This is a genomic window from Microbacterium sp. AC215 (assembly GCF_979258645.1).
On the sequence record NZ_OZ409869.1, the window covers coordinates 23,896 to 49,393 of the forward strand.

The window sequence follows — 25,498 nt, forward strand, 5'->3', positions numbered from 1 at the left end:
TCAGCGTGAGGGTGCCGCACTCAGCGTGACGTGTGCTGCGCTCAGACGAACATCACTCTTCGTCGCGGTGGGTCGACATACTCGCGGCCGAGCGGACTCGTCCACGTGAGCGACCCGTCAGAGGTCTGGCGCGCCGTCCACCGATGCCGCTCATGGATGTCCGGATGCTTGAGCGAGTGGTGCGTCGTGCAGAAGTGGCTGAGATTGTCGACGCGCGTGCGTCCACCACGGGCGTGGTCGTGGTTGTGGTCGATCTCGCAACGATGCACCGGCATCCTGCATCCGGGAAACCTGCAGTGCTGATCGCGCGCTCTGAGGAACCGCCGCATCTGCTCTGTCGGGGAGTAGGAGTCGGTCTCCGTGACCAGTCCCTGCGCGTCGAGGAACAGACGCGCCCACCCGGTGCGATGTCCTGCGAGTCCCCGCGCGACGTCGGGATCGAGCGGCCCGTGTCCGTCGAGTTCAGCGGGACGATCGTCCTCCCCGGCGAGAGTGCTTGCAGCGACGGTGACCTGGATGCGGGCGGAGATGTTCTCCAGCCCTGTGCCTGTCGCTTCGCTCGGATCGGCAGTGAGGGGCAGGTCAGCCAGCACATCGGCGCGCATCTGGTCGAATGTGCGAGCGTCGCCGGAGAGGTGCTCGATGTCAGGGCTCGAGGGGTCGGCCATCGGGTCGATCAGTCCGGCAAGCGGGTCGGTGACGAACGTGCCGTCGGCGGCGATCACCGCTGTGTCGAAGTAGGACTCGTATCGGGGATCATCGGGCGAGAGGTCGTCGAGGTAGAGCGAGCCCTCCGGTTCGTCCAGCGGCTCGAGGATAGGCTCCTGCTCGTTGCGGGTGCGAGTGATGTGCCGGGCCATCTGCGTGAGTCGATCGGAGATCGCCACCGCGACCCACTCGGGCAGGATCGCCGTGAGGGCAGCAAGCCCGTCGCCGACGTACTTGACGGTGACACACCGTTCCGCGGCCGCTCGGCGATGCTGCTCGACGACGGTCTCGCCGACGAGAGCTGCCGCCACCTGACGTGCATGGGTCTTCGTTCTCGGTGCCGTGTCGTTCTCAGCGACCACCAGAACAGCAGCCTCGTAGAGGCTCATCGTCTCGGCGTCCACCCGCCCATCGCGGATGGCGTCGTCGACGATCTCGCTCGCACGCACGATCTCACGGACATGACGCACGCTGATCGACCCGACAGAGAAGGCGGTCTGCACGGCCGGGAGCGTGCGCGTCAATGTGCGTGCAGCGGTGAAGGCGTACTCGACCGAACCTTTCGGGATGTGACCGGCCGCGGAGTACTCTGCGACCATCGAGCGGTAGATCGCCTCGCGATGGTGCGGGCTCTCCGAGACGTCGCTGTCGTGCATGCCGATCCGCTCGACCAGCAGCGCGTAGGACTCGGCCTCGAGCGCAGCGATCTGGCGGCGCGTGGCGACCCATTCGTCGAGCAGGCGGCAGCGCTCCTCGAGATCGAGGTCGAAGTCGGTACGCCGGGTCATAGGTCTACATTAGAACCTATGTTCGACAGCATCCAGGCTTAACCCTGGAATATGCCGTCATCCTCGTATCCTCGCCCGCGCAGCTTGTCGATGTCGCGACGCTCACGCTTCGTCGGTCGCCCCGCCCCCCGATCACGCAGTCCGAGAGCCGCCTGCGGTTCGCGCTCCGGTGTGCGGTCCTCATATGCCAGCGCAGCGAGAGGGGCACCGACGCGCTTGACGAGCAGCTGACGCACGATGAGAATCCGATCGAATCCGGCGATCCGGATGCGCAGTTCGTCGCCGACGCGGATGTGCTGAGCAGCCTTCACTTTGTCGCCGTTCACGCGCACATGCCCCGCACGGCATGCAGTGGTCGCGGCCGAGCGCGTCTTGTAGACGCGGATCGCCCAGAGCCAGCTGTCGACCCGTGCTGCATCCGCCATCAGATGTCTCGCTTTCTCAGTGCGATCAGGGTGCCGGCGATGATCAGACCCTGCCCGAGCGTGTAGGTGGCCATGATGGCGGGGCTGCTCCAGTCCGGCAGGGAACCGGGCAGGAAGAGCCGAAGAGCCAAGAGAGTGTCGCTGGCGAGGAAGAAGGCGCCGCCGATCGACACGAGCCCAGAGCATCGAGTGGCGGTGGCCGCTGTGCTCGCGAGGACGAGACCGTAGACAGCCACCGCGATCAGCAGCCCACCGGCGTGCGGACCGATGAACACCAGCATCGCCACCCACCACGCGGCGTAGACGAGCGCCCACCACGGCATCCGCCGCGCGGCGAGACGGCGGATGAAGAGCGCGATGTATGCCAGATGCGCGATGCCGAAGAACAGGAGCATCAGAGGCACTTCTGGCGCCGCGGGGAAGAACACCCCTGCGCTGTCGCCGAGCCACGAGAACAGGAGCGCCGCGATGGTCAACGCCAGCGCGGAGCGCTCCGCGGCGCGACCCATCGACACGAACACGGGCACGGCGAGCAAAGGCATGAGCAGGAGCTTCGTCGGCCCGGCTGCGGGGCTGCCCACGCTCAGCAGCGCCACGTGAGCCGCCGATGCCGCCGCATAGGGCAGAAAGGCCCAGAGAAGCGGGTCGGACGGACGGCGTCGCTGCATCTCACCATCGTAGGGCGGGATCGAACGCGGTCAGCCTCGCTCAGGATTCGACCGTGACCTGGGTGATCTGACCGTCGGCACCGAGGTGCACGGCGGGCCAGTAGCCCTCGGGGAAGTGCTGGCCGCAGGTGTCGATGAAATGGAGCACGACCGTGCCATCGGACGAAGCTTCGAGCGTCTCGAGGGTGAGGTCGGTCGCCGCGTCGTCGAGCTCGTGCTGCTCCGGGGCCGCATTGCTGAAGGCGGCGACGACCGCATCCGTCGCCAGTCGTCGCAGGACGCCGAGGGCGGCTATGGTCTGATGCACATGGGGGAGCAGTGCGGCAGCCTCATCGGCATCGGTGCCCTCGATCATGAGATCGAGAGGGGCGCCGGCGACGACCGTGCCGCCTGCATACCAGTCATGGGTCAGTACCGTTCCGTCGGACAGCTCGGTCGTGGCGCGCGTGAGGGTGCCCAGTTCGGGATCTTCGATGGTCGGGTTCTCGTCGCTCATGTCACCACGCTAGCGCTCGCTCACGGCCCGAGAGTCGAGCCGCGGGACTCGAGGTGCTCGCGCAGGATGCGAATGGCCTTGGGCCCGACTCCGTGGATGGCGAGCAGCGCCGTCTCGGACGCGCCGTCGAACTGGTCGAGACGCGTGAACCCGTGGAGCGCGAGCCCTCGTCGTGCGACCTTGCCCATGGACGCCGGTAGGTCCGTCTCTTCGTTCATGACGACAGATCCAGTGCGACCAGGGTTCGGCCGCGCTTCATCTCCGCGCGTTCTTCGAACCCCGCCGCCAGGAACGTGGCGAGCGTGCCGTGGAACAGATCGTTGGTGCGCTTCTTCTCGCCACGGGTGTCGACGGGGTACCCCTCGACCAGTCTGGCGCCGGAGCGTCGAGCGAGATCGACGGCGGCGCGCAGCAGCTCGAGGGTGATGCCCAAGCCGCGGTGTTCGCGACGGACCACGAAACATGTCACGGCCCATACGGACTCGTCATCGAAGGGTTCGGTTGATGCCGCCGCGATCATGCGCGTGCGCGGCACCCGCTGCTGCAGGGTTCGCGGACCGATCCTGATCCACCCCGCGGCCTCGCCGTCGATGTATGCGATCAGACCAGGTGGAGGGCCCGCCTGGATCTCATCGTGCAACATCTCTGTGCGTTGCGGCGTGGTGGTCTCATTCCACTCCTTGTTCCTCAGCATCGGCCACATGCACTGGCAGCTGGCACCGTCGCCGCCGCCCGTCAGTGCATGCTGAACGTCATCCCATCGGGCGCTGGTCGCCACCTCGGTCGTGATCGTCACCATGGATGCGACCGTACGCCGGGGCTCCGACACCTCGCAACGCCCGGCGCTCACCCGGTTCGCGGAGTTCCGTCGAGTGGGGCTAAGATAGGGGAGTTGCCTGCGCGAGAGTGCAGAACAACGGGCTGTGGCGCAGCTTGGTAGCGCACTTGACTGGGGGTCAAGGGGTCGCAGGTTCAAATCCTGTCAGCCCGACCACAAAGCCCCGGAGAACCGCAGAAATACGCGGAACTCCGGGGCTTTTTTCATGCCCGGATTCGGGTGGAATGGCGCCCGTCTCACATGCGTCTCACATGGGAAACAGCGATGCGCTCAGATCGCGCGCAGCTGCCCGAGGCCGAGAGCCTCCGCGCGCCGCCGTTCTACAGCGTCGATCACCTCGTCAACACGGTTCGGCCAGAGGTGCGAGTAGGTATTCAGGGTCTCGGTTGCATCCTTGTGGCCGAGCATCAGCTGCACGAGCTTCACGTCTGCGCCAGCCGCGATCGCGTTCGTCGCCGCGACGTGCCGAAGATCGTGCACGGAGTACTCGGAGGCGGATCGCACGGCCCGCCGCGCCTTGAGCCAGACACGGTTGTACCAGTTCCCGCCGTCGACCGCCGCGCCTCGAACCGTTACGAAGACGAAGTCATCCGTCTCGCGACCGGCGATGATCTCGCGCAGGCCCTCGACGACGAAGTCCGCGAGGGGAAGCCAGCGCTTCTCCCACGTCTTCACCGGGCCGAGCTTGCGGATCCCCGTGCGATCGGTCGTCCAGGTGCGGTGGATACGGGCGCGCTTGTTCTCCAGGTCGAGATCCTTGATCTTCAGCGCAGTCGCTTCGCCGATTCGCGGCCCGCTGTGCGCGAGGACGTTGAACAGCACGCCGTCGATGGGGCGTCGGGCGATCGTAGCCACGGCGGATGCCAGGACGTCGAGCTGGACGTACGTCAGCGAGGGGAGGTCGTTTTCGATGTCGCCCTCATCGCGAGGAAACTCCACCTTCGCGAGCGGGTTGCGCCCGATCCACTGCTCGGCGACGGCGTAGCGGAGCGCCCCGCCGAACGTCGCGCCGACGACGTGTCGCAGGTAAGCGGCACTCATCTGCACGGGCTTGCGGCCGCTGCCTGTGAGGTGATTGTTCTTGTCGAACTCGAACACTGCTGTGCCGGCGCGCAGCTCAGAGATCCATTCGTCGATCTGGGGTCGCGTGATGCTGCCGACGGCGCGAGAGCCCCACCGTGGCAGCACGTAGTTGTCGAGCTCTCGTCGGTAGCGGCGCCAGCTCGAGTCCTTGATGCGGTTCTTTGAAGCGAGCCATGCCTCGGCCGCGGCCGAGAATGTGCGCTCGCGCGCGGAGGGGTCGATGTAGCGGTCGGAGCGTATGTCGTCCTCAATGCCGGCGACGAAAGATTCTGCATCGCTGCGTCGGGCGAAGAGCCGCTTCTTCTGGATCCCGTCCGGGTCGTACCATCCGGCTTCCCATCGCGAGCCTTTGCCGAACTTTGCGGTTCGGAAGTGCTCGGGGAGGGTCTTGAGCGACTTCATCTGCGCGCTCGTTGGACTGATCTTGGTGGCGGTGCCGTCGGGCATCGTCACCTTCGCATCCTTCACCCACCGGTCGGTGATCCAGGCTTTCGCCATTAGCCGACCTCGATGCGGTGGGTGAACTGTCCGGCGCCCATGCGGGGATCGACGTAGACGGCGCCGTCGGTGCGCAGCAGCAGGCTCCGGAAGACGACGACGAGCTCGTCGGGGACGTTGAGTGCGATCGCGATCGACGTGACATGTCCGTTGTGGTGTTGCTCCGCCTCCGCGTATGCCGCGGGCGTGATCAGCGTCTGCGCAGCCCACACGTTCGCCGCGGCTTCCTGCCGCTTCCGGATCAGTCCGAAGTCGGTGGGACGGTGCCCGAGCACGTGGTGCGCAATCTCATGGCACATGACGCCCCGGAGAACGCGACCTCGCATGCCAGGCGTCAGGTCGATGTGATTCGCGTCAGGTGCGTAGCCACTGCGGTGCACGCCGCGGCGTTCGCGGACGGTCAGCCCTAGATCGGCTGCCAGGTTCCAGATGTCCATGCGGGACCCCCTCGGTTGAGCATGGTTATGCGTGGTCGTAGTCCGCGTCGTTGCCTTCGGGGAACTCGTTGATGGATTCGTTCGCGACCAGTTCGTAATCCTGTCGCTGGCGTGCGACATTCTCTGCTCGCTCGACGAGCTCGGATGCTGAGAGACCCACGGCAGAACCGAGGAGGCCGATCTCGCCGAGCGTCGCCGGCGGGGACTCCTGTCGCAGAATGATGCCGATCCGATTGATCGACATCCCGGTGTCGGAAGCGATCTGCCTATAGGTGAGGCCGGAGGCCTGAATGGCCTCGAGCAGGTAACCGGCGATCAGCGCGTCCATGGGGAGCAAGTTTTTAGCCACCTGGCGAGTGTACCCATTTCGGTTCACTTGGTCTAGCGAACTTGACATTGAACCGAGATCGGTTCACCCTGAGTCTATGGACATGAACCGAATTGGGTTCACCGGACTCGACGCCGGTGTAGCCGCAGAAGTGCGTTCTGAGATCGCACGTAGTCGAACGGTATCGGTCAAGGGGATCGCAGAGAAGCTCGGAATCCGGCGCGCGACATTGTCGTCGCGTGTCAATGGACACGCCCCCTTCACGCCGTCCCTTCTCGCGGCGGTGGCCGCCGAACTGGGAACGACCGCGTCTGCGATCATCGCGCGTGCTGAGCGCAGGATCGCGGCATCTGATGTGGCGGTTGCATCATGAGCATCATTGCCTTCCCGGGGGAGGCTGAAGCCGAGGCTCAGGCTGAAGCGACGTGCGTCGGCTTCGAGCAGATGCCGATGATCATGTCGCCGAAGGTGCTCGCCGAGATCCTCGAGGTGAGCATGAAGACGCTCGAGCGCTGGCGAATTGCTCGTGAGCGTGACGGGGAGACGGGGCCGGCATGGCACAAGATCCCCGGTTCTAGCCTGATCCGCTACTCGCGCACCGACGTCGTCTCGTGGTTCGCTGCCTGCCGTGAAGCCGAGGCCGCCTCGTGAGCGAGCATCTCCTCGATAGCGTCCCGCATGATGATGGCCGCAGCGGTGATCCGCTCCTCGCGCGTCATGGTCATGTGGCAGAGCCTACGACGCTGAGCGTCGACACCAACTCCCGGTCTGGGGACCGGGTGCCCGCTGGGGTATCGGGCCAGGCGGGTCGGGGCGCCGTGGGGACGGCTGCCCCGACCACGCCGAGACACTCGCGTCTGCGCGACGGACTTATCCAGGAGATCGACGACACGCACCCGAACGCGGTGTCGCGTCTCGACCGCCTGGACGGCGTCGGCCGCAAGCACCGGGCGATCGTTGAGGGCGAGATCCGCGGACGGCAGCTGCGCGCTGCGTGCATCTGTGGATGGCGCGGAGAAGACCTCGAAAGGTACGGCACCGCGGAGAACGCCGAGGGCCGCACGGTCACCGCCCGCGAAGCTTCCCTGCAGATCGCGCGCGCAGAGATCGCCGCGCACCTTCGCGACGTCGGGGAGCTCGCATCATGAGCGCGCTCGAGACGTTCGCGTTCGGCGACCTTCAAGTGCCGCTGCGTGTCGACATCCGCGACGGCGAGCCGTGGTTCATCGCCGCCGACGTCGCCTTCCTCCTCGGCTACTCCGAAGCATCCGCAATCACCCGCACACTCGACGACGACGAGAAGGGTCTGCAGATTGTGCAGACCCCCGGCGGCCGGCAGCAGATCGCCGTGATCTCCGAAGCCGGACTGTTCTCCGCGATCCTCCGCTCTCGCGTCCCCGGTGCGAAGGCGTTCAAGCGCTGGGTGACGCACGAGGTGCTGCCGAGCATCCGCCGCACCGGCGCCTTCTTCGCCCCCGAGACTCCGGAGCAGTTCATGGCCCGCGCGGTCATGCAGGCGCAGGGCATCATCGCTCGCAAGGACGAGCAGATCGCCGAGCTCGCACCGCGCGCTGAGGCATGGGACGAGATCGCCGACGCCGGAACCGACTATGCGATCCGCGACGTCGCCCCGATGCTCTCCCGCGCCGGCATTGAGACCGGTCCGCAGCGCCTGTTCGAGACGCTCCACCAGCTCGGCTGGATCTACCGCGGCGAGAAGCAGCGGTGGACGCCATACGCGAAGACGGTCGACGCCGGATATCTCAAGGTCCGCGCGATGCCGCCGTACCGCGATCGCGACACCGGCGATCTCGTGCCCGCCGTTCCGCAGGTGCGCATCACGCCTCGCGGCATCGAACGCCTACGCGTCCGCCTCGGCGCGGGCGCACTCACTACCTGACCCCACACATACGAAAGCGGGGCGCCCGTTGCACCGGGCGCCCCACTCAAAACGAAAGGCAAGCACATGCCTCAGACACAGGATATCGACGAGAACGTCGAACCGGTGGACGAGTTCGTCCCGATGACCTCAGACATGCACGTCAGCGTCATCGAGCGCACCGAGCCGGCGATCGTCGGCCCGATCGCCACCGACCGCCGCACTCTATGGCCGCTCGCGCCGTGGCGCATGGCGCTCGTGGTCGTCGCGCTCCTCGGTGCGGCCGTCTGCGGGCCGCCCGCAGCTGACCCGAGCACTGGGTTCAACGGCGCCGACCTCGGCGTCGTGATCAGCCTCGGCGTCTTCGTCGCCGCGTTCGTGCGGGGAGGGAAGTCGTGAGCCAGTCACTCGACGTCATCACCGCACTCGTCGCCGAGGGCATCCGCAAGCAGATGGCCGCGAACAAGAAACGCTACGTCGCACCGCGCGACCGCCGCGAGATCGCCGAGGACGCAGCCGCCGTCGCGATCGCCGTGCTCGTCGACGTCACCGGCGGCCACGACCACATCGTGCGCGCCGAGGGCGACACGTTCACCCTGCAGCACCCGCTCGCCGAGCGCCTCACCGACGACCTCTTCGACTGCGAGGTGCACGCGCACATCGCCGCCGGTGAACCGCTCGAGGACGGCCGATACAAGGTCGTCGCCACCGACTCCCACTCGTTCGACCTCATCCCCGTGAAGGACCAGCCATGACCATCACCGAGACTTCGATCAGCCTCCCCTTCCGGGTCGTCGCCGACGACTCGCTCGGATCGGAAGAGGGCCTCGCGGCACGCGCCGCCGGCACGACGGCATCCGAGCTGCACGACATCGCCCAAGGCGGACGCGGCACGCACCAGCGCATCCTGCAGGACAAGCTCAACGGGGCGAAGTTCACCGGCAACGCGCACACGCGCCGCGGCCACGAGCGCGAGGACTTCCTCGTCAGCTGGGCGGGCGTGACGCTCGAGCCGTGCAACGCGAACATCGCGCTCCTCGGCCACCTCGACCTGCCGTGGCTGCTCGCCACACCGGACGGGCTCGGTGAAGACTTCGGCGTCGAGGTCAAGTCCCACGATCACGAGTGGGGCGACCGCGACGACATCCCGGCCGACCACTACGACCAGATGCAGGGCGGTATGGCCGTCACCGGCTTCGACCGCTGGCTGTATGTCTGGGAAGTCATGGGTGAAGACGGAACGCCCACGCTCGCCGCACCGAGATACCTGTGGGTGGCCCGCGATGAGAAGCGCATCGCGCGGCTCATCCGAGAGGCCGAGAAGTTCATGGCCTGGCGTGAAGCCGGGGCCCCGGTCGCCGATGACCTGCCGGTCGAGGTCGACGCCGCGCTCGCGGTTTGGGCTTCCGCCCGTGAACGCAAGTCGGCGGCCGAGCGCGACGAAAAGGCCGCGCTCGCGGTGATCCGCCCGTTCGCAGAGGAGCAGTCCGACGACGACGGCGCGAAGGGTGCCGGGCTGCGTGCGCACTTCACGTTCGCGAAGTCGACGGCCGAGGTGCTCGACGAGGCCGCATGGGCAGATGCCGAGCCCGAGTCATACGCCGAGTACCTGCAGCTGCGCACACGGGTCGCTGCAGCGGAAGCTGCAGCTGCCGTCCTCTACTCCACGCCGAAGACGTCAACCCGCCTCAACATCTACGCATCGAAGGACGCAGCATGAGCACCCCGAACATCGACGACGTCGCGCAGACCCTCGCCGAGTACGAGAGCCTGGCGATCGGCACGGGCGCCGCAGTCCGCATCGAAGCGCCGGAGTTCTCATCCGGTGAGGCCGTGCTCCTCGGCAGCCCGTGGGCGCCGTTCTGGATCGGCGACGAGCCGCCGAAGGTCGCACGCGTCACTGTTCACCGCGACGGCATCCCCACCGAGGTCTATGTCGCCTGGGATGAGGCGTTCCCTGCCGAGGAGAGTTGGCGGTCGCTCTGGCTCGCGAAGCCGATGAAGCTGTTCGGCGCCTACGTTGTGCGCGCCGCACTGCGCCGTGCGTTCCGTGACGCGATCGGCGACCGCCGTGAGCCCGACGAGCAGCTGCCCTCACCCAAGACCGTCACCGAGACGGCGCGGGACTGGGATGCCGAGATCCTCGCAGCCACGACGGCCGACGCCGTGAACGCTCTGCACGTCGAGATGAAGCAGCACCGCGTGATGACCGTCGCCCGCGAGATCGCCCTCGGCGAGCAGCTGCGGAAAGCCGCCGCTGATGCGTGGGATCTTCCGATCGATCTCCCGCCGACGCCCGACGAGGCGGCACCGGCTGAGAAGCCGGCGCGTCCCGAGACGCGTGATCACCTGCCGCCGGCGAATCGCGCCGCTCGTCGCGCGAACGCCCGCAAGAAAGGCGGCCGTCGATGATTGTCGATGACGCGACCGGGACGGTCGCCGAGGGCGGCGTCGAGCTCGTGCCGCTGGATCTCGCCGCACTGGACGAGGACGAGCTCCTCGGCCTGTTCCCGACACCGGTGCAGTGCGCGGGTGCGCTGCTGAAGGCGCGGGCCATGATCGCTCACGCGCCCGCCGTGCTCGCCGCTCGCTCGAAGGCTGTGAAGGACGCGAAGCGGAACCTGATCGTCGCCCGCGGCTACGCCCGCCAGACCGCTGCGGGCCGAGACGCCGAGACTCGCCGCCTCGTCGCCGAGAGCGATGCCGAAGTGCTGAAGGCATGGGAGGCGATCGATGTCGCCGAGCTCGCTCTCGAGTACGCGCGCGAGATGCGCAAGACCCTGAGCGAGGACATCGAGATCCTGCGCTCGCTGAACGCGAACTTCCGAGGGGAGCACCGATGAGCAAGCCGACTGAGGCAACGCGCCAAGCGGTCTACCTCCGCGATGGGTACAGGTGTGCCGCGTGCGGCCGCCCCGAGGCGCTCACGTTCCAGCATCGCCGAGCGGTCCAGATGGGCGGCTCGAAGATCCCGCCGCCGCCGATCGACGGGCTGACGCTCTGCTCGATCTGCAACGAGGGCTGCGAACACGAGATGCAGACGCAGGCGCTCGCCAGCGGGTGGAAAGTCCGCAAGTGGGTCACGTGCCCCGAGCGCGTGCCGGTCTACGTCGCACACGAGCTCACCTGGTATCGGCTCGAGGGGACCATCCGCATTCGGATCTCAACGGCCGTGGCGATGGAAATGGGCTGCTCGGTGTACGGCGACCAGTGGATGCAATGGCGCACAAGGACCGCGGCATGAGCATCGTCAGCGAGGCATTCAACGCGTGGCGCGAGTGCCGTGCCGAGTACGACGACACCCTCTATGCGCAGTTCAACGCGGCTGAGGAGGCGACGAACGGCGCGATGCTGAACGCCCGCGGCCGCGAGAAGAAGATCGACCCGTTCACCCTCTTCATGGGGAACGAGACCCGAGCCCGCGCGTACGCATCTGAGGAGCTCATCGAGCACTGGGAGAAGCACCCGCGGATCACGTTCGCGATGTTCGAGCGGAAGTGGCAGCAACAGCGCGAGGCCGAACTCATCGAGGACGCCGCATGAGCGCGATCCTCGAGGCGAACATCGCCCACTCGCTCGCGACGGTCGAGGAGAAGGAATGGACCCCGAACCGCGCCGTCGCCCTCGAGCGTCTCCGCATCGTCGACATGATCCACGAGGGCAAGCCGCAGTGCCGCCTGTGCGGGCAGATCGTGAATCGTCTCGACGGCTTCGGCCTCTGCTCGAAGACCACAGAACTGCACCGGCAGCGTCGCGGCGACATGACGCCCGCGAAGAAGGCGAGGACGCGATGAAGCGGCCCACGATCGGCACGGTGTACGCCGTGTACTGGCCTGCCGAGCAGGTGCTGAAGGTCGGCATCATGTGGCGCGACTCTCGCATCCGTCACATGGTCGACACCGGTGGCGAGGTGCTGATGATGATGCGCGATAGTCCGGCCGGGTGGGAGCCGTACGCGCTCCGCGAGCTCGCGAAGACCTGGCCGCGCGCCTTCGCCACAGCCGACGATTCCGAGATCATCCTGCGCCGCGGCCGCGGGTACACCGAGTGCTACCGGATTCCGCTCGACGAACTCCCGGCAGCAGTAGACGCAATCCTGAGGGGCACGATCCGCCATGACGCTGAGCAGACCAAGAACGATGACGGTCGAGGCGTTCCGGCAGATCCGTCGACTCTCGCCGGCGCTGAGAGCGACCGCCGAGGGTCTTCGGATGCATGCCGACGACCACGGCCGCGGCCGCGTCGAGTTGAGGCAGATCCTCGCCGACGTGTATCCGGAGCAGTCCGACGTGACGGAGTCCGTGCTGGTGGATCACCTGCTCGAGCTGGCCGAGGCGGATGTGCTGACGCTGTACGAGGACCGGGGCGTCTCGCTGTACGTGTTCACGCACTGGGGGCGCATCGACCGGCCGACGAAGTCCGAGCTGCCGGAGCCGCCACCATTCGCGAGGCGCTCGCGAGAGGCTCGCGAGTCACTCCTGGCGGGGGAGAGAGGGAGCGAGCGGGAGAGCGAGAGCGAGGGTGCGCGGGAGAGCGAGCGTGCGAGCGAGGGCGAGACTCCGTCAGCCCGCATGTCGCGAGAAGTGCTCCCACCGAACCCCTTCTGCGAAGACCATCCCGGGGGAGTGCTGGAACCCTGCATCGCCTGCCAGAACGCACGGCTACGCAACAAGCACTTCCTCGACATTCGTCGCTGGGACATGAGACAGGGAGAGGGGTGGAGTGATGAGCCGTTCTGAGCAACTGAATGGGCCGGTGACGCGAGGGCGTGCGGTGTTCGTTCCCGAGGCGATCTGGGGCCGCCTGGCGACCATCGCCGACGACCGGGGCGTGTCGGTTGAGGACATCCTCGTCGCCGCGATCACCGATCTCACCGCACCGGCAACCGTCGAAGAACGGATCGTGCAGCTCGTGCGCTCCGGATTCACCGACGCAGCGATCGCCGGAAAGACCGGCGAGTTCGTAGCCCGCGTACGTGTCGTGCGCCGAGCCGCTCACCTACCTGCGAACAGATTCACCCGTGGAGGCATCCACGACCACGAGAGGAAGACAGCATGAGCAAGGACACACAGATTCCGGTCGGGGAGTTCATGGAGATCCGCGACGCCGTCGCCGGTGAGCTCCGGAAGGGTGCGAGCTCCCAGACACAGAAGACGACGTTGGTTCGCCAGGCAGAGGGGCTGATCCTCGCCGGGTACGTCGACATCGACGCCGTCCGCACCGATCAGCGCTTCGGCCCGGTGCTGGCAGAGATCCTCGCTGAGGCCACGCGATCGATCGAGAAGCATGGTGAGCAGCGTCACCTTCCGATGGGAACGGGTGCCGACGAGCACCCGCTCGCAACGATCGCCACTCTCGACGGCGCCACCGGCCTGCACCCTCACATGGATGCGGAGGAGATCGCGTCGGTCGCAACACTCGACACGAAGGCGCACTCGGAGAACGAGGGCGGCGACGGCACAGTGACCTGGTGGCAGATCCTCCGGGAAGAGGTATTCGAGGCCGCTGCTGAGAACGGAACCCGCGAGCTGCGGGCCGAGCTCGTCCAGGTTGCCGCGGTCACGCTCAAGATGATCGATGCACTCGACGCGAAGGTGCGCAGCTGATGGCTGGCGAGACCGTGATCACCGTCGTCGGTAATCTGACGGCGGACCCGGAGCTGCGCTACACGCAGAACGGCCTCCCGGTGGCGAACTTCACGATCGCGAGCACGCCCCGGTCGATGAAGGACGGCGAGTGGAAGGACGGCGACCCGCTGTTCCTCCGGGCCTCGTGCTGGCGTGAGTTCGCCGAGCACGTCGCCGGCAGCCTGACGAAGGGCATGCGGGTGATGGCTCAGGGTCGTCTCCGCCAGCGTTCGTATCAGGACCGTGAGGGCAATCAGCGGACGGCGATCGAGTTGGAGGTCGACGAGATCGGTCCGAGCCTCCGCTACGCGACAGCACAAGTCACTCGTGCCGCGTCGAACGGTCAGCAGCGGCCGGCGGCATCCGCTCCGGCGCAGGAAGAGCGGTGGGCGCCGTCTGAGCCGCCTACGGATGGGGGATGGGGCAATGCCGACGACACACCGTTCTGAGCTCGTCACGAAGGTCGCCGATGCGTTGACCGATGAGGCGTACGACGGCGGCATGGGACCGATGAGCGAGGCCGAATTCCCGCGTCACGTCCTTCGCCTCGCCGAAACCGCGGTGGAGGTGGTGTTGACCGTGGCTGAGGAGAATCCGGCAGAGAAGGAAGGCGATTGGGCGCGGGAGTACCGCCAGGGACGTGCAGCGCAGGTCGAACAGCAGCGCATCGCGAACCTGATCGCGTTGGCGCAGCTGCCGAACGTGGGCACGGCGCGGCGGAATCAGGCGGCGAACGCTGCGGCCGATGCCCTCCTCGCCGGGATGCCAGCCGCGGTCGAGGTGATCTATGTCTGATCGCTACTGCATCCGTGGGTGCACGGTCCGCGGTGATCATTACGCCGCGTGCGCGCACAGCGGCCCGGACTACAAGGGAGAGACCCCGTGCCCTGGGTGCGTGCAGGTCGAGGCGCGCGACGGCGTGATGCTCTGCGAGCGCTGCTACCGCCGTCTGCGTCGTCACATCGAGGACGCTGCGGATCTCGTCGGTCACCTGCGTTCGATCGCGGACCCGACGAAGGCCGCAGCGTACGACCGGATCCGGGTGCAGTCGTCGTCGATCGAGATCCCGGCACCCGTGGCCGCCGACCTCATCGACGCATCGAACGACATCACGACGACGCTGAACATGTGGGCGAATCACGTCGCCGGAGAGGACCGGCCCGGCGCGGGGCTCTCGGCGGGCGCGATGGCTGACGAGGCTCACGATGTGGTGCAGCTCGCCGCTGACGTGATCCTCGAAGACCTCGACGTGCTCGCGAACGACTCGCATCAGATCGAGGCACTGTGGGAGGGCGTGTGCACGCCGAACGGCGACGCACCTGAGGTGTGGTCGGTCGCGGATGCGTCGATGCGGTGGCCGCTCGAGGATGAGCCTCGGTGGGCGCAGGCGGCATGCCCGAAGTGCGACCTGATGGCCGTGCGGGTGCAGCCTGGTCGCAACGGTCGGCCGTCGCGGTACCGGTGCACGACGTCGGACTGCGACTGGGAGGCGAACTCGAAGGACGACGGCGGCCTGTGGGCGTCCGTGTTCGCTGAGTCGGCGCCGCCGGAGGTCCGACCGCACGACTCGCGCTGGCTGACCCTCGTGGACGCTGCGCGCCTCGTGCAGCGCACACCGGGCACGGTCCGCAACTGGGTGACGCAGGAGCTGCTCGAGCCGCAGCTCGGCCGCTACTGGCAGGACGACGTGCTCGCCGTCGCGGCGGCGAAGCGGGGTGAGGCGGCATGAAGACCTGGCTGACTCTCACGGAGGCTGCACAGCGCATTCAGGGTGAGGCGGCGCTCGCGTCTGCTGAGCGCCGCATCCGCCGGTGGGTGGAGTCCGGCGACCTGAAGCCGCTGGCCGGCCGATTCCGTGCCGCGGACGTTCTCGCCACGGAGAAGAAGATGCGGTCGCGCCGCGGCCGCCCTCGCAAGAACATGCACAGATAGGGAATTAACCGATGGATATTCATTCTGAAGGCATGACCGGGGCGCCCGCTCCGACCGGCAAGGCGAAGCTGATCGAGCAAGCTCGCAACTGGGGCCAATCGGAAATTCTGAGCGCACCAGTCACCACCGAGGCGCTGATCAAGAACCTCGTGCTCGCTCTGCGTGATGCCGAGAAGGTGCACACCCCGCTCGTCGGGGGCCGCGGGTTGAGTGCGCATCTCCGGCGCTATCAAGACCAGGCAGCGCGCCTGTGTGGGTGCCTCTCATGCCAGGAGTGGCTAGCTAGGTCAGCCAGTCTGTCCGAGACGCAGGGCGAGCCGTCCGAAGCGACGGTGATGATCGCGGCAAAGGCGATCCGCGCAGACCTTGCGCGTCAGAACGAAGCGCGGCACGACGGACCGTACACGGCATCCGAAGACGGCGACGAGGGATGCCTGGTGGACGGCGTGGTGAACCTCGTCGAAGCCGCCCGTGCCGATCTGCGTGCTGCTGGGGGTGTGCGATGAGCGCATTCAGCCCGCGGCAGATGTTCCTGCTCGACGAGGCATGCCGGCCGATCGCGGAAGCGTTCGATGAGGCACCGTTCCTCGTCGGGACCGCGGCCACTCGACAGGACTACCGAGACGTGGACGTGCGCCTGATCCTCGATGACGAGACATATGCGCGTCTCGTCGAGGTGGTCGACACCCCTCTCCGGGAGTTCCTCGGGCTCGCGATCGGCGAATACCTCGCCGCACGCACCGGGATGCCGATCGACTTCCAGATTCAGCAGCAAACCGCTGCGAACGATCTGCACAACGGCAGCCGCAATCCGCTGGGGATACGCACGCTCCACAACTATGCCGGTGACGGCCAACCGAAGAGGGGCAGGTAGAGCGATGAGCGACCCAATCAAGGTCACCGTGAGTGACCCCGCATCGGGCGAGGTGCTCGAGGAACGGATCGTCGACAACGACTTCATGCTCATATGCGCCGGAAACCGCTACCTCAACGGGTGCAGGCGTATGGCAACGGCACCCAGGTGCTCACCGTCAAGTGCGGCGCCGTCGGACAGGCAGGGTGAGGCCAGTGAAGCTCTCAGGTGAGTGGGGTCGCGTGGTGCGTTCGCCGATTCCGAAGCGCGACGAGCTGTTCCTGATGGCCGGGGATCAGTTCGCCGATGGGCAGTACCGCGTCGTCGTGGGCCTTGACGTCCCGCAGTCGGCCGTGACCGAGCTCGAGCAGCTCATGGACAGCGAGGTCGGTGAGGAGATCGGCGGGCGGATCGAGCATCAGCAGATGGTGTCTCGGGCGGTCGCCGCGGTCGACGCACTGCTCCGAGTTGGCAGGAAGAACGCGGCCGAGGCGCAGCGTGCCGATCAGACCTGAGAGGATACCGATCATGAGTGAGACGGCAGTCGTAGGTATCGCGGGCGTAATCGGTACTCTGCTCGCTGCGGTGGTTGGCGCGTGGATAGCCGGACACTTCACCAACAAGCTGCGAGACAGGCAGCGTGCCGATCAGGAACGCGACCTCCTGAGAACGTCGATGGTGGACCTGATCACCGCCTCGCGAAACTGGATCGACAGCGTTTCACCCATGTCGATTGTGGCCACTTCACAGATTGGGAAGGGCGAGCTGCATCATTGGGCAACGAAGGTCTTTCCTGGCATGGATGAAGCGAAGCAGACAGCTACCGCTCGTGAGAGAGTCCAGCGAGAACTCTCAAACGCCCGCCTTGTTGCGACAGATCCGGAACTCGCGGACTGGCTCGCCCGCCTCGAGAAGCATCAGCGGAACTGGTGGCACGACATCGTGTCAGTAGCCCTGGATCCCGATGTCGACGAGGATTTTCTGCGCTGGATTGCATACCGGGATCGGTTTACTGAGCTGTTTGGGGGAACCCAGGAAAGGGCCCGCGAACTGATCGTCGGAAGAAAAGTGTCAAACATGTCCAGGTGACGTGTTAAGCTGTGCTTGCACCTGAACCATGACCGAAGCCTCGCCCTACTAGTCGGCGGGGCTTTCGTCATGTCTGGGTGCGCCCCGCCGCCACACGCTCACAACCCTCTGCAGAGCGACCGCTCCTGCCGCCATGACCCCTCCACCTCCGCGTAACGCCCGACTCGCTCGGGGATCGGAGAAGGGATAGCGGCCTCGTCTCAGGTCGCATGATGCGCAAACTCGAGCGGTGATGGGCAGGCGGGGCGCAGTCTTCTCGCGAGAGGCGATCGTGTCTGACGTCATCCATTCGCGTGCGTACAAGGATCTGCGGTCGACGCTCAAGTCTGAGTGGCGCGCACGCAACGCCGCGTGCGCGCTGTGCGGTCAGGCTGACATCGAATACGACGGCCCGCGGAACGCGTCGAACAGCTTCGAGCTCGATCACAAGATCAGCCGGAAGCGATGCCTTGCCATGGGGAAGCCTGAGATGCTCCTCGATCCCACGAACTGTCAGCCATCGCACACGCGATGCAACCGGTCGAAGCAGGCCGGTGAAGGTAAGCCCACGATGGGCGAGACGAGCGAGGAGTTCTGATGGACAGCATGCGCAAGATCGCGATCGGTGGCGGCCCGCTGAAGGGCACGACTGTCGAGGTGCATGTCAACGCGGAGACGTTCACCACGCCCGCAGGTGACGGTCACTACGAGGTGACGGGGGACGGTGCACGCTGGCATGGTCGCAAGCCCGCCGAGTCGGAGCCCTCGACGAAGGTCACTCGCAAGCCTGCACATAAGACCGCAGTGAAGCCGCAAGCACCAGCCCCGGCCGACGCACCGGTCGAGACAGCATCGCCAGCCGTCCCGGGTGACGCAGATGGAGCGACGGGGACTGTGGCCTCCAGCCAGTCTCAAACGACAAGTGCACCTGTGCCCGTCGCTCCCCGGGGTAAGGGCGTCCCAATCTCTACAGACTGACGACCGAGGCCACTTCTCCGGCAGTGATCTCTCTCCCCCGCACCGTGAGGAGGGGGTCGCGCGCGGTAAAGGAGTATCCCCGATGCGAGTGATCGTCATGGCCGCCACGAAAGCGTCCGGATTGATGGAGGCGAAGAACCTCGACATCGACCCTGTTGCCATCGTGACACCGCGCTCGCCGGATGCTGCTCGAGGTGTCGTCGCCGACCGCATCATGGAGGCGTCGTCGCTGACGCCCGAGATGCGCGAGAAGCTGATCGAGGGCGTGCTGCCCTCGATCGTCACGACCCGTGACGCGGTCGACATGGTCGCCGCGACCGAGAAGTCGCTCGACGCCGCGTCGAAGATCCTGACCGACATGGATGCCGGCGCGGTCGAAGCGCTGCGCGCGCTCGCGCGGAAGATCGACGCGTGGGATCAGATCGTCGACTGGGCGCTCGAAGATGCCGCCGAGACGAAGGGCGCTCGCCCGACTGTGCCGCAGAACGACAACGTCTCGATCTCGGCGTACCTCAAATACTGCGATCAGCTCGGCCTCACTCCGACCGGCCGGAAGGCGCTCGGGGTGAAGGACGGGGGCGAAGGTGGCAAGAAGGCTAAGCTCACCGCCCTCCGCGCGGGCCGTTCGGCGTAGCGCGACCAAGGGGCCGGGCGCCGCATACCTCAAGGCCGTCGGTGGACCGACGCGCTCCGAGTCTTTCCGTCGGCGCGTGGGATGCACCGAGCCGCGCATCTGCACGCCGCCTCTGCGTGAGCTCACCCCGGCGACGTCGAAGGGGTTCGCCTGCATCGAGTTCGCCGAGGACATCCTCGAGATCACGCTGCTGCCGTGGCAGCGCGCGCTGCTGATCCGGGCTCTCGAGCTGAACCCGGACGGCACCTACCGTTTCAAGACCATCCTGCTGCTCGTCGCTCGCCAGAACGGCAAGTCGACACTGATGCAGGTGCTCGCCCTGTGGCGCATGTTCGCTGAGGGTGCACCGCTCGTCATCGGCACGGCGCAGTCGCTCGACATCGCCGAGGAGCAGTGGGCCGGCGCCGTCGAGATCGCCGAGGGCATCCCCGAGCTCGCCGAGCTCATCGAGCATGTCGACCGCACGAACGGCAAGAAGGCGCTGCGCCTCGACTCGGGCGAGCGGTACAAGGTCGCAGCGGCATCGCGTCGTGGCGGCCGTGGCCTCTCTGGTGACCTCGTGCTGCTCGACGAGCTGCGCGAACATCAGAACTGGCAGGCGTGGGGCGCGGTCACCAAGACCACGATGGCCCGCAAGCTCGCACAGATCTGGGCCGCCTCTAACGCCGGCGACATGGCATCCGTGGTTCTCCGTCGTCTCCGCTCGCTCGCGCACCGCGCGCTCGGCTGGCCGGACGGCAAGGACGGCATGGACGACCTCGACAAGCTCGGGGACTCACAGGACGAGACGACCGAGGTCGACGACTCTCTCGGCATCTTCGAATGGTCATCGGCGCCCGGCCGCGGCGTGTGGGATCGCGAAGGCTGGGCCGAGGCAAACCCCTCGCTCGGCTACACCATCGACCTGCGCTCGATCGCCGCAGCCGCTTCGACGGACCCCGAATGGGTGTTCCGTACCGAGGTGATGTGCCAGTTCGTGAACATGCTCGGAACCGGGCCCTTCCCGACCGGCTCATGGGCCGCGACCCTCGACGCGAAGAACGACCGCGCCGAGCGCGAGGTGACCCGCGATCTCGATCGCCCTGCCTGCTACGGCATCGATATGTCGCACGACCGCACGATGGTCTACATCGCGCTCGCGTTCTGGGACACCGAGGGACGCATCCGCGGCGAGATCGTCGCGCAGCGCGCCGGTCCCGACTGGGTGCTGCCATGGCTGCTGTCTCCGGCGAGGAAGATCGCGCCGACACACGTGGCATTCCAGCGACGCGGCGCACCGATCTCGTCGATGTGGGGCGAGTTCGAAGACGCCGGCATCGAGGTCACGCCGTGGGGCGAGGACAAGCTCGCCGGATGGCACGGCGCCGTCTACGACATGATCCGCAAGGCCGCGACCGACGAGTCGCCGAAGGGCGAAACCGAGGACGAGTTCCGCGATCGCGTCCGCATCTCGCACGGCGCGCAGCCTGTGCTCGATGTCGCAGCGTCGACCGCGCAGATCAAGCCTGTCGGTGACGGCTGGGTCATCGACCGCAAGGCATCCCCGGCGGATGCCTCGCCGCTGCTGGCGTTCATCGCCGCGGTCGGCCTGCTGCAGACGAACCCGGCGCCGCCTTCGGCATCGGCCTACGAGAGCAACGACCTCATGGTCGTCTGACGAGAGGTGCTGACATGGGCGCATTCCGCAAGGTGCTGCTGCACCGAACCGTGATCGTGAACCTCACCGACGGATCGTCCATCTCGGGCGTGCTGTACCGCGATCCAGGGAATCTGATCGTCCTGAAGAACGCGACGTACTTCGAGCCTGGCGCGGAACCGGCCGCACTCGATGGCGACACCGTCATCGACCGCGCGCAGGTGCTGTTCGTGCAGGCGCCGTAGGGGAGGGGCCACGATGGTTTTCACCGTCTCCGAGGGCAAGCTCCTCGCCGTTCAGAAGCCGACCTATCAGGCGCCGACAGCGCTGCGCATCAGTGACAACCTGTCGCAGGACTATTCCGCGATCTACCGGCAGCAGCCGTCGGTGCGCACGGTCGTCGACTTCCTCGCCCGAAACGTCGCGCAGCTCTCGCTGCACACGTTCCGCCGCCTGGACGACTCGGACCGCGAGCGCGTCACCGATCACCCATTCGCGAAGATGATGCGCGCACCGAACCCCTACACGACCGGATACCGGCTGATCTTCTCTCTCATCGCAGACCGCGGCATCTACGACCGTGCACTGTGGGTGAAGACGTTCCAGGACGGACGGTCGATGCTGGTGCGGATCCCGCCGCGCCTGTGGACGATCAAGGACGACGACAACTGGCTCGCGCCGACACGGTTCGAGATCAAGGGCAACCGCGGAACGACGACTCTGGACGCAAAGGACGTCGTCTACTTCCGGGGCTACAACCCCGAGGACGAGCGCTACGGGCTCTCGCCGATCGAGTCTCTTCGTCGCGTGCTGTCGGAGGAGTACGCCGCAGGGCAGATGCGCGAGCAGGCCATGCGCAACGGCGCCCGCATCGGCGGGTACATCCAGCGTCCGAAGGATGCGCCCGCATGGACGGATCCAGCGCGTGCGCGATTCGCTACGGGGTGGCGTTCTCAGTACGCCGGGCAGACCGCGACCGAGGGTGGCGGCACGCCGATCCTCGAGGACGGCATGACGTTCGTGTCCGCCGGTCACTCGGCGAAGGACATGCAGTACATCGAAGCGCGCAAGCTCTCCCGCGAGGAGGCTGCCGCGGCGTACTTCATCCCGCCGCCCATGGTCGGCATTCTCGATCACGCGACGTTCGGCAACATCGAAGAGCAGCACAAGATGCTCTACCAGGACACCCTCGGGCCGATCCTGCAGGAGGTGCAGCAGGAGATCGCGCTGCAGATCCTGCCGGACTTCGGCGACGCCGACGACCTCTACAACGAGTTCAACATGATGGAGAAGCTGCGCGGCTCGTTCGAAGAGCAGGTGTCGCAGCTTCAGACGTCCGTCGGCGCACCGTTCCTCACCCGGAACGAGGCACGCGCGAAGGTCAACATGCCGCGCATCGAAGGCGCCGACGATCTCGTCGTGCCGCTGAACGTGCTCGTCGGCGGCCTCGCCTCTCCCACCGATCAGGTGTCGGCGGGATCGGGTGGCGGTTCGCTGCCCGAGCTCGAGGCGACGACCTCTGATGCGCTCACCGCAGACGAGATTCAGACCCTCGTGAACGCCGCGGCGACGCTGATCCGCTCGGGCTTCGACCCGGTCGAGGCGCTCGTCGCTGTCGGCCTGGATCCGATCAAGCACCTCGGGCTGCTGCCCGTCACCGTGCAGCGCCCGCAGGAACCGGAGAACGTCGACCAGGAAGCGGTCGACGATCTCAAGGCCAGCCGGTGGGTGCGTCCAGTCCCGCGTGCGAAGGCACGCGCGACAGAGCCTCAGATCGCGAAGGCGACTCAGGTGCTCTCGGACTTCTTCGCCCGGCAGGAGCGCTCGGTGCGTTCCGCGCTCGGCGCGAAGGCGGCCGAGTGGTGGGATGGCGAACGGTGGAACCGGGAGCTCGGCGACACTCTCCTGGCGTTGTCGTCGTCGATCACGGTCGACGTCGCTCGCAAGCAGCTCGAGCAGCTCGGCGTGGACCCTGACGAGTACGACGTCGACAAGACCGTGGCGTGGATGCGCACGGTCTCGACGTCCAACGCGAAGAGCATCAACGCGGCGACCGAAGCGTCGATCGTCGCAGCGCTTGACTCTGACGACGGGCCCAGCGCTGTCGATCAGGTCTTCGAGGTCGCCAAGTCGGCCCGCGCACAGCAGGGCGGTCAGACCCTCGCAACGTCGCTCGCCGGCTTTGCATGCGTCGAAGCCGTCAAGCAGGTGCGCGGTTCCCGCGGGGCGACGAAGACGTGGATCGTCACGTCCAGCAACCCGCGCGCCTCGCACGCCCAGATGTCGGGCGAGACGGTGCCGATCGATTCCGTGTTCAGCAATGGCGCCAAGTGGCCGGGCGACAGCTCGGCGCTCGACGTCGACGAGGTCGCCGGGTGTTCCTGCGACGTCGATATCAAGTTCGAGTAGGAGGAGCCATGTTCACCAAGGCATGCGACGTGCGTGTCAAGGCGGTCGGCGTCGATGACAACCTCGACGACGGCGTCTTCGAGGCGATCGTGTCCGTGTTCGGAAACGTGGACAGCTACGGCGACCGCGTCGTCAAGGGCGCATTCGCTGACACTCTCGCCGAGTGGGAAGCCTCCGGCGACCCGATCCCGGTCTACTGGTCGCACCGCATGGACGACCCGGATTACAACATCGGGCACGTGATCGAGGCGAAGGAAACCGACGACGGCCTCTGGGTGAAAGCCCAGATCGACCTCGAGGGGCCGAAGGCGCAGCAGGTGTATCGACTGCTGAAGGGCCGCCGCGTCACTCAGTTCTCGTTCGCGTACGACATCGAGGCGTACACGATCGTGAAGACCGAGGGCGACCCGGACTCGGTCTGGGAGCTCACGAAGCTGAAGCTCTACGAGGTCGGCCCGACGCCCATCGGCGCGAACCAGGAAACAGAACTGCTCAGCGTGAAGTCCGCGGCGCACCACGCCGACCGGATCGCCGCTGAGGTCAAGGCTGGCCGAGTCATCTCGGCCAAGAACGAGAACGAGCTGCGCACTGCACACGAGTCCATCGGGCGCGTGCTGGCTTCTCTCGAACCCGACGAGGACAGCAAGGCCAGCGCGCCTGCACCGGTCAAGGCAGCCGAGGAGCCCGCAGGGGCCAAGGCCGCCGACGAGCCCGCGCAGATGTCGTCCGCCCGCGCCCGTCAGCTCATGGAACTCGAACCCGAGTTCTGACCCCTCTGATCCCCTGCGGGGGAGGAAGGAGAGACGTCATGTCGACGACTCTCGAAGAGCAGATGCGCACGGAGCTCAAGGCTGCGCGCGACATCTCGCTGAAGTACGGCGATGGCGACATCGTCGGCGACGACCTCGCGGCCGTCACCGCACACCTGAAGGCCTACCAGGATCTGAAGGTGAAGTTCGAGAAGGGCAAGGAGTCCGCCGACGTCAAGGCACGCCTCGACGCGATCGGCTTCGACCTCGGCCTCGAGCGCACGCCCGACGGCGAGAAGCAGGCGCCCGGTGCGTTCCACCAGCCGACGAAGCTCAAGAGCATCGGCCAGATGTTCGTCGAGTCCGCCGAGTACAAGGGGCTGATGGGCCAGTTCGGCGGCCACATCAACGAGAAGGCGCGGGTGCAGTCCTCGCCCTTCGGTCTGAAGAGCCTCGTCACCGGCGCCGCTGACGCGTCCGCCGGTGCGTTCGTGAACACGGACCAGACGGGGATCTACGAGGGCCTCGGCCGCCGCCCGCTCACGATCCGCGACCTCGTCTCGATTCGCCAGACGGAGTCCGACACGGTCGAGTACGTGCGGCAGCTCACCCAGCCGTCGAGCGCGGCCGTCGTGCCGGAGGCCACCACGGCCGCCGCACCGACCGCGCCCGGCACCGCTGGCGCCCTCGTGCCGGCCGCAGGTGGCGGCTACAAGCCTGAGGGAGCGATGACCTTCGAGAAGGTCACCGCGGCCGTGAAGACGATCGCGGAGTGGATCCCCGCCACCAAGCGCGGCCTCGCCGACGCGAAGCAGCTGCGTGGTCTGATCGACGACGAGCTGCGCGCGGACCTTGCGGAGGAGGAAGAGGACCAGATCCTCAACGGCAACGGATCCGGTGAGAACTTCACCGGCATCCTGAACACCTCCGGCACGCAGGCGCAGGCGTACTCGGCAACGGTCGCAGGTCTCGACCCGCTGATCGAGACCACGCTCAAGGCGAAGACGAAGGTCCGCACCGGCGGCCGCGCCGTCGCATCCGGCTACATCTTCAACCCGGAGGACTGGGAGAAGATCCAGCTCGCCCGCCTGGCGAAGAACCCGAACAACGAAGCAGTCGCCGGCGCCGTGCCGACGCTGCACGGCCTGCCGGTCGTCGAGTCGGAGGCGATGCCCGCGGGCACCGGTCTCACGGGCGACTACCGCAAGGCGGTCATCTGGGACCGTGAGCAGGCGTCCATCACCGCCACCGACTCGCACGCGGACTTCTTCATCCGCAACCTCGTCGCCATCCTCGGCGAGCAGCGCGAGGCGTTCGGCGTCACCCGACCTTCGGCATTCGTCGAGATCGATCTGAGCGCGTAAGTCGAGAGGGGATCACCGTGGCGAAATGCAAGGTCTGCGGTGCACCGCACCGGTCCTGCGGACCGAGCACCACGGTGATCCCCGTCGATGAACGCATCGA

Annotated in this window: 39 protein-coding genes and 1 tRNA gene; 31 read left to right on the forward strand and 9 right to left on the reverse strand. The window is 66.8% G+C overall.

All coding sequences use genetic code 11. The annotated features are described in order from the left end of the window. Positions 1-41 precede the first annotated feature (41 nt). From ACZZZF_RS00110 to ACZZZF_RS00135, 6 genes are read right to left on the reverse strand one after another with little or no spacing between them, the layout of a single operon-like run. Positions 42-1,496 carry an HNH endonuclease signature motif containing protein gene (locus ACZZZF_RS00110; RefSeq protein ID WP_463496542.1) on the reverse strand — a complete coding sequence of 485 codons (1,455 nt, stop codon included), beginning with the start codon at positions 1,494-1,496 and terminating at the stop codon, positions 42-44. 38 nt (positions 1,497-1,534) lie between these two features. Next, on the reverse strand, positions 1,535-1,921 hold the full coding sequence (locus tag ACZZZF_RS00115; protein ID WP_053096838.1) for an RNA-binding S4 domain-containing protein: 387 nt from the start codon (positions 1,919-1,921) through the stop codon (positions 1,535-1,537). Continuing rightward, positions 1,921-2,589: a lysoplasmalogenase family protein gene (locus tag ACZZZF_RS00120; RefSeq protein WP_463496543.1), complete on the reverse strand. Its 669-nt coding sequence runs from the start codon at positions 2,587-2,589 to the stop codon at positions 1,921-1,923. The genes ACZZZF_RS00115 and ACZZZF_RS00120 overlap by 1 nt, the downstream gene beginning before the upstream one ends. A 40-nt stretch (positions 2,590-2,629) precedes the next feature. Then, positions 2,630-3,085: a hypothetical protein gene (locus ACZZZF_RS00125; RefSeq protein WP_053096834.1), complete on the reverse strand. Its 456-nt coding sequence runs from the start codon at positions 3,083-3,085 to the stop codon at positions 2,630-2,632. Positions 3,086-3,105: 20 nt separating this feature from the next. Beyond that, on the reverse strand, positions 3,106-3,303 hold the full coding sequence (locus ACZZZF_RS00130) for a helix-hairpin-helix domain-containing protein (RefSeq protein ID WP_053096832.1): 198 nt from the start codon (positions 3,301-3,303) through the stop codon (positions 3,106-3,108). After that, positions 3,300-3,884, reverse strand: coding sequence for a GNAT family N-acetyltransferase (locus tag ACZZZF_RS00135; protein WP_463496544.1), 585 nt, complete (start codon positions 3,882-3,884; stop codon positions 3,300-3,302). Before ACZZZF_RS00135 ends, ACZZZF_RS00130 begins: the two co-directional genes overlap by 4 nt. Before the next feature lie 118 nt (positions 3,885-4,002). Between ACZZZF_RS00135 and ACZZZF_RS00140 the strand changes: the two genes are divergently transcribed. Then, positions 4,003-4,079 (forward strand) — tRNA-Pro (locus ACZZZF_RS00140). Between the two features lie 114 nt (positions 4,080-4,193). On the opposite strand, the gene ACZZZF_RS00145 is transcribed toward ACZZZF_RS00140, so the two are convergent. From ACZZZF_RS00145 to ACZZZF_RS00155, 3 genes are read right to left on the reverse strand one after another with little or no spacing between them, the layout of a single operon-like run. After that, positions 4,194-5,504 (reverse strand): tyrosine-type recombinase/integrase, encoded by a 1,311-nt coding sequence (locus ACZZZF_RS00145; protein WP_463496546.1) that lies wholly within the window; start codon positions 5,502-5,504, stop codon positions 4,194-4,196. Further along, entirely contained in the window at positions 5,504-5,941 is a 438-nt protein-coding gene (locus ACZZZF_RS00150) for an ImmA/IrrE family metallo-endopeptidase (RefSeq protein WP_463496548.1), read from the reverse strand. The genes ACZZZF_RS00145 and ACZZZF_RS00150 overlap by 1 nt, the downstream gene beginning before the upstream one ends. Before the next feature lie 25 nt (positions 5,942-5,966). Then, positions 5,967-6,290 carry a hypothetical protein gene (locus tag ACZZZF_RS00155; protein WP_463496550.1) on the reverse strand — a complete coding sequence of 108 codons (324 nt, stop codon included), beginning with the start codon at positions 6,288-6,290 and terminating at the stop codon, positions 5,967-5,969. A gap of 76 nt (positions 6,291-6,366) precedes the next feature. On the opposite strand from ACZZZF_RS00155, the gene ACZZZF_RS00160 reads away from it, so the two are divergent. From ACZZZF_RS00160 to ACZZZF_RS00305, 30 genes are all read left to right on the forward strand, one after another. Then, complete coding sequence (locus ACZZZF_RS00160; RefSeq protein WP_153302222.1) at positions 6,367-6,642, forward strand: helix-turn-helix domain-containing protein; 276 nt, start codon at positions 6,367-6,369, stop codon at positions 6,640-6,642. After that, entirely contained in the window at positions 6,639-6,920 is a 282-nt protein-coding gene (locus tag ACZZZF_RS00165) for a hypothetical protein (RefSeq protein ID WP_463496552.1), read from the forward strand. Before ACZZZF_RS00160 ends, ACZZZF_RS00165 begins: the two co-directional genes overlap by 4 nt. A 167-nt stretch (positions 6,921-7,087) precedes the next feature. Continuing rightward, positions 7,088-7,417: a hypothetical protein gene (locus ACZZZF_RS00170; protein WP_463496554.1), complete on the forward strand. Its 330-nt coding sequence runs from the start codon at positions 7,088-7,090 to the stop codon at positions 7,415-7,417. Next, positions 7,414-8,169, forward strand: a complete 756-nt coding sequence (locus ACZZZF_RS00175) for a phage antirepressor (protein WP_463496556.1) — start codon at positions 7,414-7,416, stop codon at positions 8,167-8,169. The genes ACZZZF_RS00170 and ACZZZF_RS00175 overlap by 4 nt, the downstream gene beginning before the upstream one ends. A 66-nt stretch (positions 8,170-8,235) precedes the next feature. Next, entirely contained in the window at positions 8,236-8,547 is a 312-nt protein-coding gene (locus ACZZZF_RS00180; RefSeq protein ID WP_463496558.1) for a hypothetical protein, read from the forward strand. Then, positions 8,544-8,903, forward strand: a complete 360-nt coding sequence (locus tag ACZZZF_RS00185) for a DUF6085 family protein (protein ID WP_042540807.1) — start codon at positions 8,544-8,546, stop codon at positions 8,901-8,903. The genes ACZZZF_RS00180 and ACZZZF_RS00185 overlap by 4 nt, the downstream gene beginning before the upstream one ends. After that, positions 8,900-9,868: a YqaJ viral recombinase family protein gene (locus ACZZZF_RS00190; protein ID WP_463496560.1), complete on the forward strand. Its 969-nt coding sequence runs from the start codon at positions 8,900-8,902 to the stop codon at positions 9,866-9,868. The genes ACZZZF_RS00185 and ACZZZF_RS00190 overlap by 4 nt, the downstream gene beginning before the upstream one ends. Next, positions 9,865-10,560, forward strand: a complete 696-nt coding sequence (locus ACZZZF_RS00195) for a hypothetical protein (RefSeq protein ID WP_463496562.1) — start codon at positions 9,865-9,867, stop codon at positions 10,558-10,560. Before ACZZZF_RS00190 ends, ACZZZF_RS00195 begins: the two co-directional genes overlap by 4 nt. After that, positions 10,557-10,991 (forward strand): hypothetical protein, encoded by a 435-nt coding sequence (locus ACZZZF_RS00200; protein WP_463496563.1) that lies wholly within the window; start codon positions 10,557-10,559, stop codon positions 10,989-10,991. Before ACZZZF_RS00195 ends, ACZZZF_RS00200 begins: the two co-directional genes overlap by 4 nt. Next, positions 10,988-11,392: an HNH endonuclease gene (locus ACZZZF_RS00205; RefSeq protein ID WP_463496565.1), complete on the forward strand. Its 405-nt coding sequence runs from the start codon at positions 10,988-10,990 to the stop codon at positions 11,390-11,392. Before ACZZZF_RS00200 ends, ACZZZF_RS00205 begins: the two co-directional genes overlap by 4 nt. After that, positions 11,389-11,691: a hypothetical protein gene (locus tag ACZZZF_RS00210; protein ID WP_463496566.1), complete on the forward strand. Its 303-nt coding sequence runs from the start codon at positions 11,389-11,391 to the stop codon at positions 11,689-11,691. Before ACZZZF_RS00205 ends, ACZZZF_RS00210 begins: the two co-directional genes overlap by 4 nt. Further along, the gene (locus ACZZZF_RS00215) at positions 11,688-11,942 is read left to right on the forward strand and encodes a hypothetical protein (protein ID WP_463496568.1); all 255 of its coding nucleotides are present in this window, start codon (positions 11,688-11,690) and stop codon (positions 11,940-11,942) included. Before ACZZZF_RS00210 ends, ACZZZF_RS00215 begins: the two co-directional genes overlap by 4 nt. Before the next feature lie 321 nt (positions 11,943-12,263). Continuing rightward, positions 12,264-12,887 carry a hypothetical protein gene (locus ACZZZF_RS00220; protein WP_463496570.1) on the forward strand — a complete coding sequence of 208 codons (624 nt, stop codon included), beginning with the start codon at positions 12,264-12,266 and terminating at the stop codon, positions 12,885-12,887. Beyond that, positions 12,874-13,206 (forward strand): hypothetical protein, encoded by a 333-nt coding sequence (locus tag ACZZZF_RS00225; RefSeq protein ID WP_463496572.1) that lies wholly within the window; start codon positions 12,874-12,876, stop codon positions 13,204-13,206. The genes ACZZZF_RS00220 and ACZZZF_RS00225 overlap by 14 nt, the downstream gene beginning before the upstream one ends. Next, on the forward strand, positions 13,203-13,754 hold the full coding sequence (locus ACZZZF_RS00230; RefSeq protein ID WP_463496574.1) for a hypothetical protein: 552 nt from the start codon (positions 13,203-13,205) through the stop codon (positions 13,752-13,754). Before ACZZZF_RS00225 ends, ACZZZF_RS00230 begins: the two co-directional genes overlap by 4 nt. Continuing rightward, complete coding sequence (locus ACZZZF_RS00235) at positions 13,754-14,224, forward strand: single-stranded DNA-binding protein (protein WP_463496575.1); 471 nt, start codon at positions 13,754-13,756, stop codon at positions 14,222-14,224. Before ACZZZF_RS00230 ends, ACZZZF_RS00235 begins: the two co-directional genes overlap by 1 nt. A gap of 25 nt (positions 14,225-14,249) precedes the next feature. Further along, positions 14,250-14,570, forward strand: coding sequence for a hypothetical protein (locus ACZZZF_RS00240; RefSeq protein ID WP_463496577.1), 321 nt, complete (start codon positions 14,250-14,252; stop codon positions 14,568-14,570). After that, a complete protein-coding gene (locus ACZZZF_RS00245) occupies positions 14,563-15,504 on the forward strand; it encodes a hypothetical protein (protein ID WP_463496578.1) in 942 nt (313 codons plus the stop codon). The genes ACZZZF_RS00240 and ACZZZF_RS00245 overlap by 8 nt, the downstream gene beginning before the upstream one ends. Next, positions 15,501-15,707 carry a hypothetical protein gene (locus tag ACZZZF_RS00250; protein WP_463496580.1) on the forward strand — a complete coding sequence of 69 codons (207 nt, stop codon included), beginning with the start codon at positions 15,501-15,503 and terminating at the stop codon, positions 15,705-15,707. Before ACZZZF_RS00245 ends, ACZZZF_RS00250 begins: the two co-directional genes overlap by 4 nt. Before the next feature lie 32 nt (positions 15,708-15,739). Continuing rightward, entirely contained in the window at positions 15,740-16,213 is a 474-nt protein-coding gene (locus ACZZZF_RS00255) for a hypothetical protein (protein ID WP_463496581.1), read from the forward strand. Further along, positions 16,210-16,581, forward strand: coding sequence for a hypothetical protein (locus ACZZZF_RS00260; RefSeq protein WP_463496582.1), 372 nt, complete (start codon positions 16,210-16,212; stop codon positions 16,579-16,581). The genes ACZZZF_RS00255 and ACZZZF_RS00260 overlap by 4 nt, the downstream gene beginning before the upstream one ends. Before the next feature lie 194 nt (positions 16,582-16,775). Then, the gene (locus ACZZZF_RS00265) at positions 16,776-17,075 is read left to right on the forward strand and encodes a hypothetical protein (protein ID WP_463496584.1); all 300 of its coding nucleotides are present in this window, start codon (positions 16,776-16,778) and stop codon (positions 17,073-17,075) included. Positions 17,076-17,088: 13 nt separating this feature from the next. Continuing rightward, complete coding sequence (locus ACZZZF_RS00270; protein WP_463496585.1) at positions 17,089-17,649, forward strand: hypothetical protein; 561 nt, start codon at positions 17,089-17,091, stop codon at positions 17,647-17,649. Positions 17,650-17,920: 271 nt separating this feature from the next. Next, positions 17,921-18,226, forward strand: coding sequence for an HNH endonuclease signature motif containing protein (locus tag ACZZZF_RS00275; RefSeq protein ID WP_463496586.1), 306 nt, complete (start codon positions 17,921-17,923; stop codon positions 18,224-18,226). 462 nt (positions 18,227-18,688) lie between these two features. Then, positions 18,689-19,240, forward strand: a complete 552-nt coding sequence (locus tag ACZZZF_RS00280; protein ID WP_463496588.1) for a terminase small subunit — start codon at positions 18,689-18,691, stop codon at positions 19,238-19,240. Between the two features lie 76 nt (positions 19,241-19,316). Continuing rightward, positions 19,317-20,897, forward strand: coding sequence for a hypothetical protein (locus tag ACZZZF_RS00285; protein WP_463496589.1), 1,581 nt, complete (start codon positions 19,317-19,319; stop codon positions 20,895-20,897). A 14-nt stretch (positions 20,898-20,911) separates the two neighbouring features. Continuing rightward, positions 20,912-21,121, forward strand: a complete 210-nt coding sequence (locus ACZZZF_RS00290; protein WP_463496591.1) for an LSm family protein — start codon at positions 20,912-20,914, stop codon at positions 21,119-21,121. 13 nt (positions 21,122-21,134) lie between these two features. Next, positions 21,135-23,285: a phage portal protein gene (locus tag ACZZZF_RS00295; RefSeq protein WP_463496593.1), complete on the forward strand. Its 2,151-nt coding sequence runs from the start codon at positions 21,135-21,137 to the stop codon at positions 23,283-23,285. An 8-nt stretch (positions 23,286-23,293) separates the two neighbouring features. Then, a complete protein-coding gene (locus ACZZZF_RS00300) occupies positions 23,294-24,055 on the forward strand; it encodes an HK97 family phage prohead protease (protein WP_463496594.1) in 762 nt (253 codons plus the stop codon). A 38-nt stretch (positions 24,056-24,093) separates the two neighbouring features. Next, entirely contained in the window at positions 24,094-25,398 is a 1,305-nt protein-coding gene (locus tag ACZZZF_RS00305) for a phage major capsid protein (protein WP_463496596.1), read from the forward strand. Positions 25,399-25,498 lie beyond the last annotated feature (100 nt).

Bases quoted from the DNA above. Each gene is read 5' to 3' on its own strand.
- ACZZZF_RS00110 (WP_463496542.1), bottom strand. From the start codon at position 1,496: ATGACCCGGCGTACCGACTTCGACCTCGATCTCGAGGAGCGCTGCCGC.
- ACZZZF_RS00115 (WP_053096838.1), bottom strand. From the start codon at position 1,921: ATGGCGGATGCAGCACGGGTCGACAGCTGGCTCTGGGCGATCCGCGTC.
- ACZZZF_RS00120 (WP_463496543.1), bottom strand. From the start codon at position 2,589: ATGCAGCGACGCCGTCCGTCCGACCCGCTTCTCTGGGCCTTTCTGCCC.
- ACZZZF_RS00125 (WP_053096834.1), bottom strand. From the start codon at position 3,085: ATGAGCGACGAGAACCCGACCATCGAAGATCCCGAACTGGGCACCCTC.
- ACZZZF_RS00130 (WP_053096832.1), bottom strand. From the start codon at position 3,303: ATGAACGAAGAGACGGACCTACCGGCGTCCATGGGCAAGGTCGCACGA.
- ACZZZF_RS00135 (WP_463496544.1), bottom strand. From the start codon at position 3,884: ATGGTGACGATCACGACCGAGGTGGCGACCAGCGCCCGATGGGATGAC.
- ACZZZF_RS00145 (WP_463496546.1), bottom strand. From the start codon at position 5,504: ATGGCGAAAGCCTGGATCACCGACCGGTGGGTGAAGGATGCGAAGGTG.
- ACZZZF_RS00150 (WP_463496548.1), bottom strand. From the start codon at position 5,941: ATGGACATCTGGAACCTGGCAGCCGATCTAGGGCTGACCGTCCGCGAA.
- ACZZZF_RS00160 (WP_153302222.1), top strand. From the start codon at position 6,367: ATGGACATGAACCGAATTGGGTTCACCGGACTCGACGCCGGTGTAGCC.
- ACZZZF_RS00165 (WP_463496552.1), top strand. From the start codon at position 6,639: ATGAGCATCATTGCCTTCCCGGGGGAGGCTGAAGCCGAGGCTCAGGCT.
- ACZZZF_RS00175 (WP_463496556.1), top strand. From the start codon at position 7,414: ATGAGCGCGCTCGAGACGTTCGCGTTCGGCGACCTTCAAGTGCCGCTG.
- ACZZZF_RS00180 (WP_463496558.1), top strand. From the start codon at position 8,236: ATGCCTCAGACACAGGATATCGACGAGAACGTCGAACCGGTGGACGAG.
- ACZZZF_RS00190 (WP_463496560.1), top strand. From the start codon at position 8,900: ATGACCATCACCGAGACTTCGATCAGCCTCCCCTTCCGGGTCGTCGCC.
- ACZZZF_RS00195 (WP_463496562.1), top strand. From the start codon at position 9,865: ATGAGCACCCCGAACATCGACGACGTCGCGCAGACCCTCGCCGAGTAC.
- ACZZZF_RS00200 (WP_463496563.1), top strand. From the start codon at position 10,557: ATGATTGTCGATGACGCGACCGGGACGGTCGCCGAGGGCGGCGTCGAG.
- ACZZZF_RS00205 (WP_463496565.1), top strand. From the start codon at position 10,988: ATGAGCAAGCCGACTGAGGCAACGCGCCAAGCGGTCTACCTCCGCGAT.
- ACZZZF_RS00210 (WP_463496566.1), top strand. From the start codon at position 11,389: ATGAGCATCGTCAGCGAGGCATTCAACGCGTGGCGCGAGTGCCGTGCC.
- ACZZZF_RS00215 (WP_463496568.1), top strand. From the start codon at position 11,688: ATGAGCGCGATCCTCGAGGCGAACATCGCCCACTCGCTCGCGACGGTC.
- ACZZZF_RS00220 (WP_463496570.1), top strand. From the start codon at position 12,264: ATGACGCTGAGCAGACCAAGAACGATGACGGTCGAGGCGTTCCGGCAG.
- ACZZZF_RS00225 (WP_463496572.1), top strand. From the start codon at position 12,874: ATGAGCCGTTCTGAGCAACTGAATGGGCCGGTGACGCGAGGGCGTGCG.
- ACZZZF_RS00230 (WP_463496574.1), top strand. From the start codon at position 13,203: ATGAGCAAGGACACACAGATTCCGGTCGGGGAGTTCATGGAGATCCGC.
- ACZZZF_RS00235 (WP_463496575.1), top strand. From the start codon at position 13,754: ATGGCTGGCGAGACCGTGATCACCGTCGTCGGTAATCTGACGGCGGAC.
- ACZZZF_RS00245 (WP_463496578.1), top strand. From the start codon at position 14,563: ATGTCTGATCGCTACTGCATCCGTGGGTGCACGGTCCGCGGTGATCAT.
- ACZZZF_RS00250 (WP_463496580.1), top strand. From the start codon at position 15,501: ATGAAGACCTGGCTGACTCTCACGGAGGCTGCACAGCGCATTCAGGGT.
- ACZZZF_RS00255 (WP_463496581.1), top strand. From the start codon at position 15,740: ATGACCGGGGCGCCCGCTCCGACCGGCAAGGCGAAGCTGATCGAGCAA.
- ACZZZF_RS00260 (WP_463496582.1), top strand. From the start codon at position 16,210: ATGAGCGCATTCAGCCCGCGGCAGATGTTCCTGCTCGACGAGGCATGC.
- ACZZZF_RS00270 (WP_463496585.1), top strand. From the start codon at position 17,089: ATGAGTGAGACGGCAGTCGTAGGTATCGCGGGCGTAATCGGTACTCTG.
- ACZZZF_RS00280 (WP_463496588.1), top strand. From the start codon at position 18,689: ATGCGAGTGATCGTCATGGCCGCCACGAAAGCGTCCGGATTGATGGAG.
- ACZZZF_RS00290 (WP_463496591.1), top strand. From the start codon at position 20,912: ATGGGCGCATTCCGCAAGGTGCTGCTGCACCGAACCGTGATCGTGAAC.
- ACZZZF_RS00295 (WP_463496593.1), top strand. From the start codon at position 21,135: ATGGTTTTCACCGTCTCCGAGGGCAAGCTCCTCGCCGTTCAGAAGCCG.
- ACZZZF_RS00300 (WP_463496594.1), top strand. From the start codon at position 23,294: ATGTTCACCAAGGCATGCGACGTGCGTGTCAAGGCGGTCGGCGTCGAT.
- ACZZZF_RS00305 (WP_463496596.1), top strand. From the start codon at position 24,094: ATGTCGACGACTCTCGAAGAGCAGATGCGCACGGAGCTCAAGGCTGCG.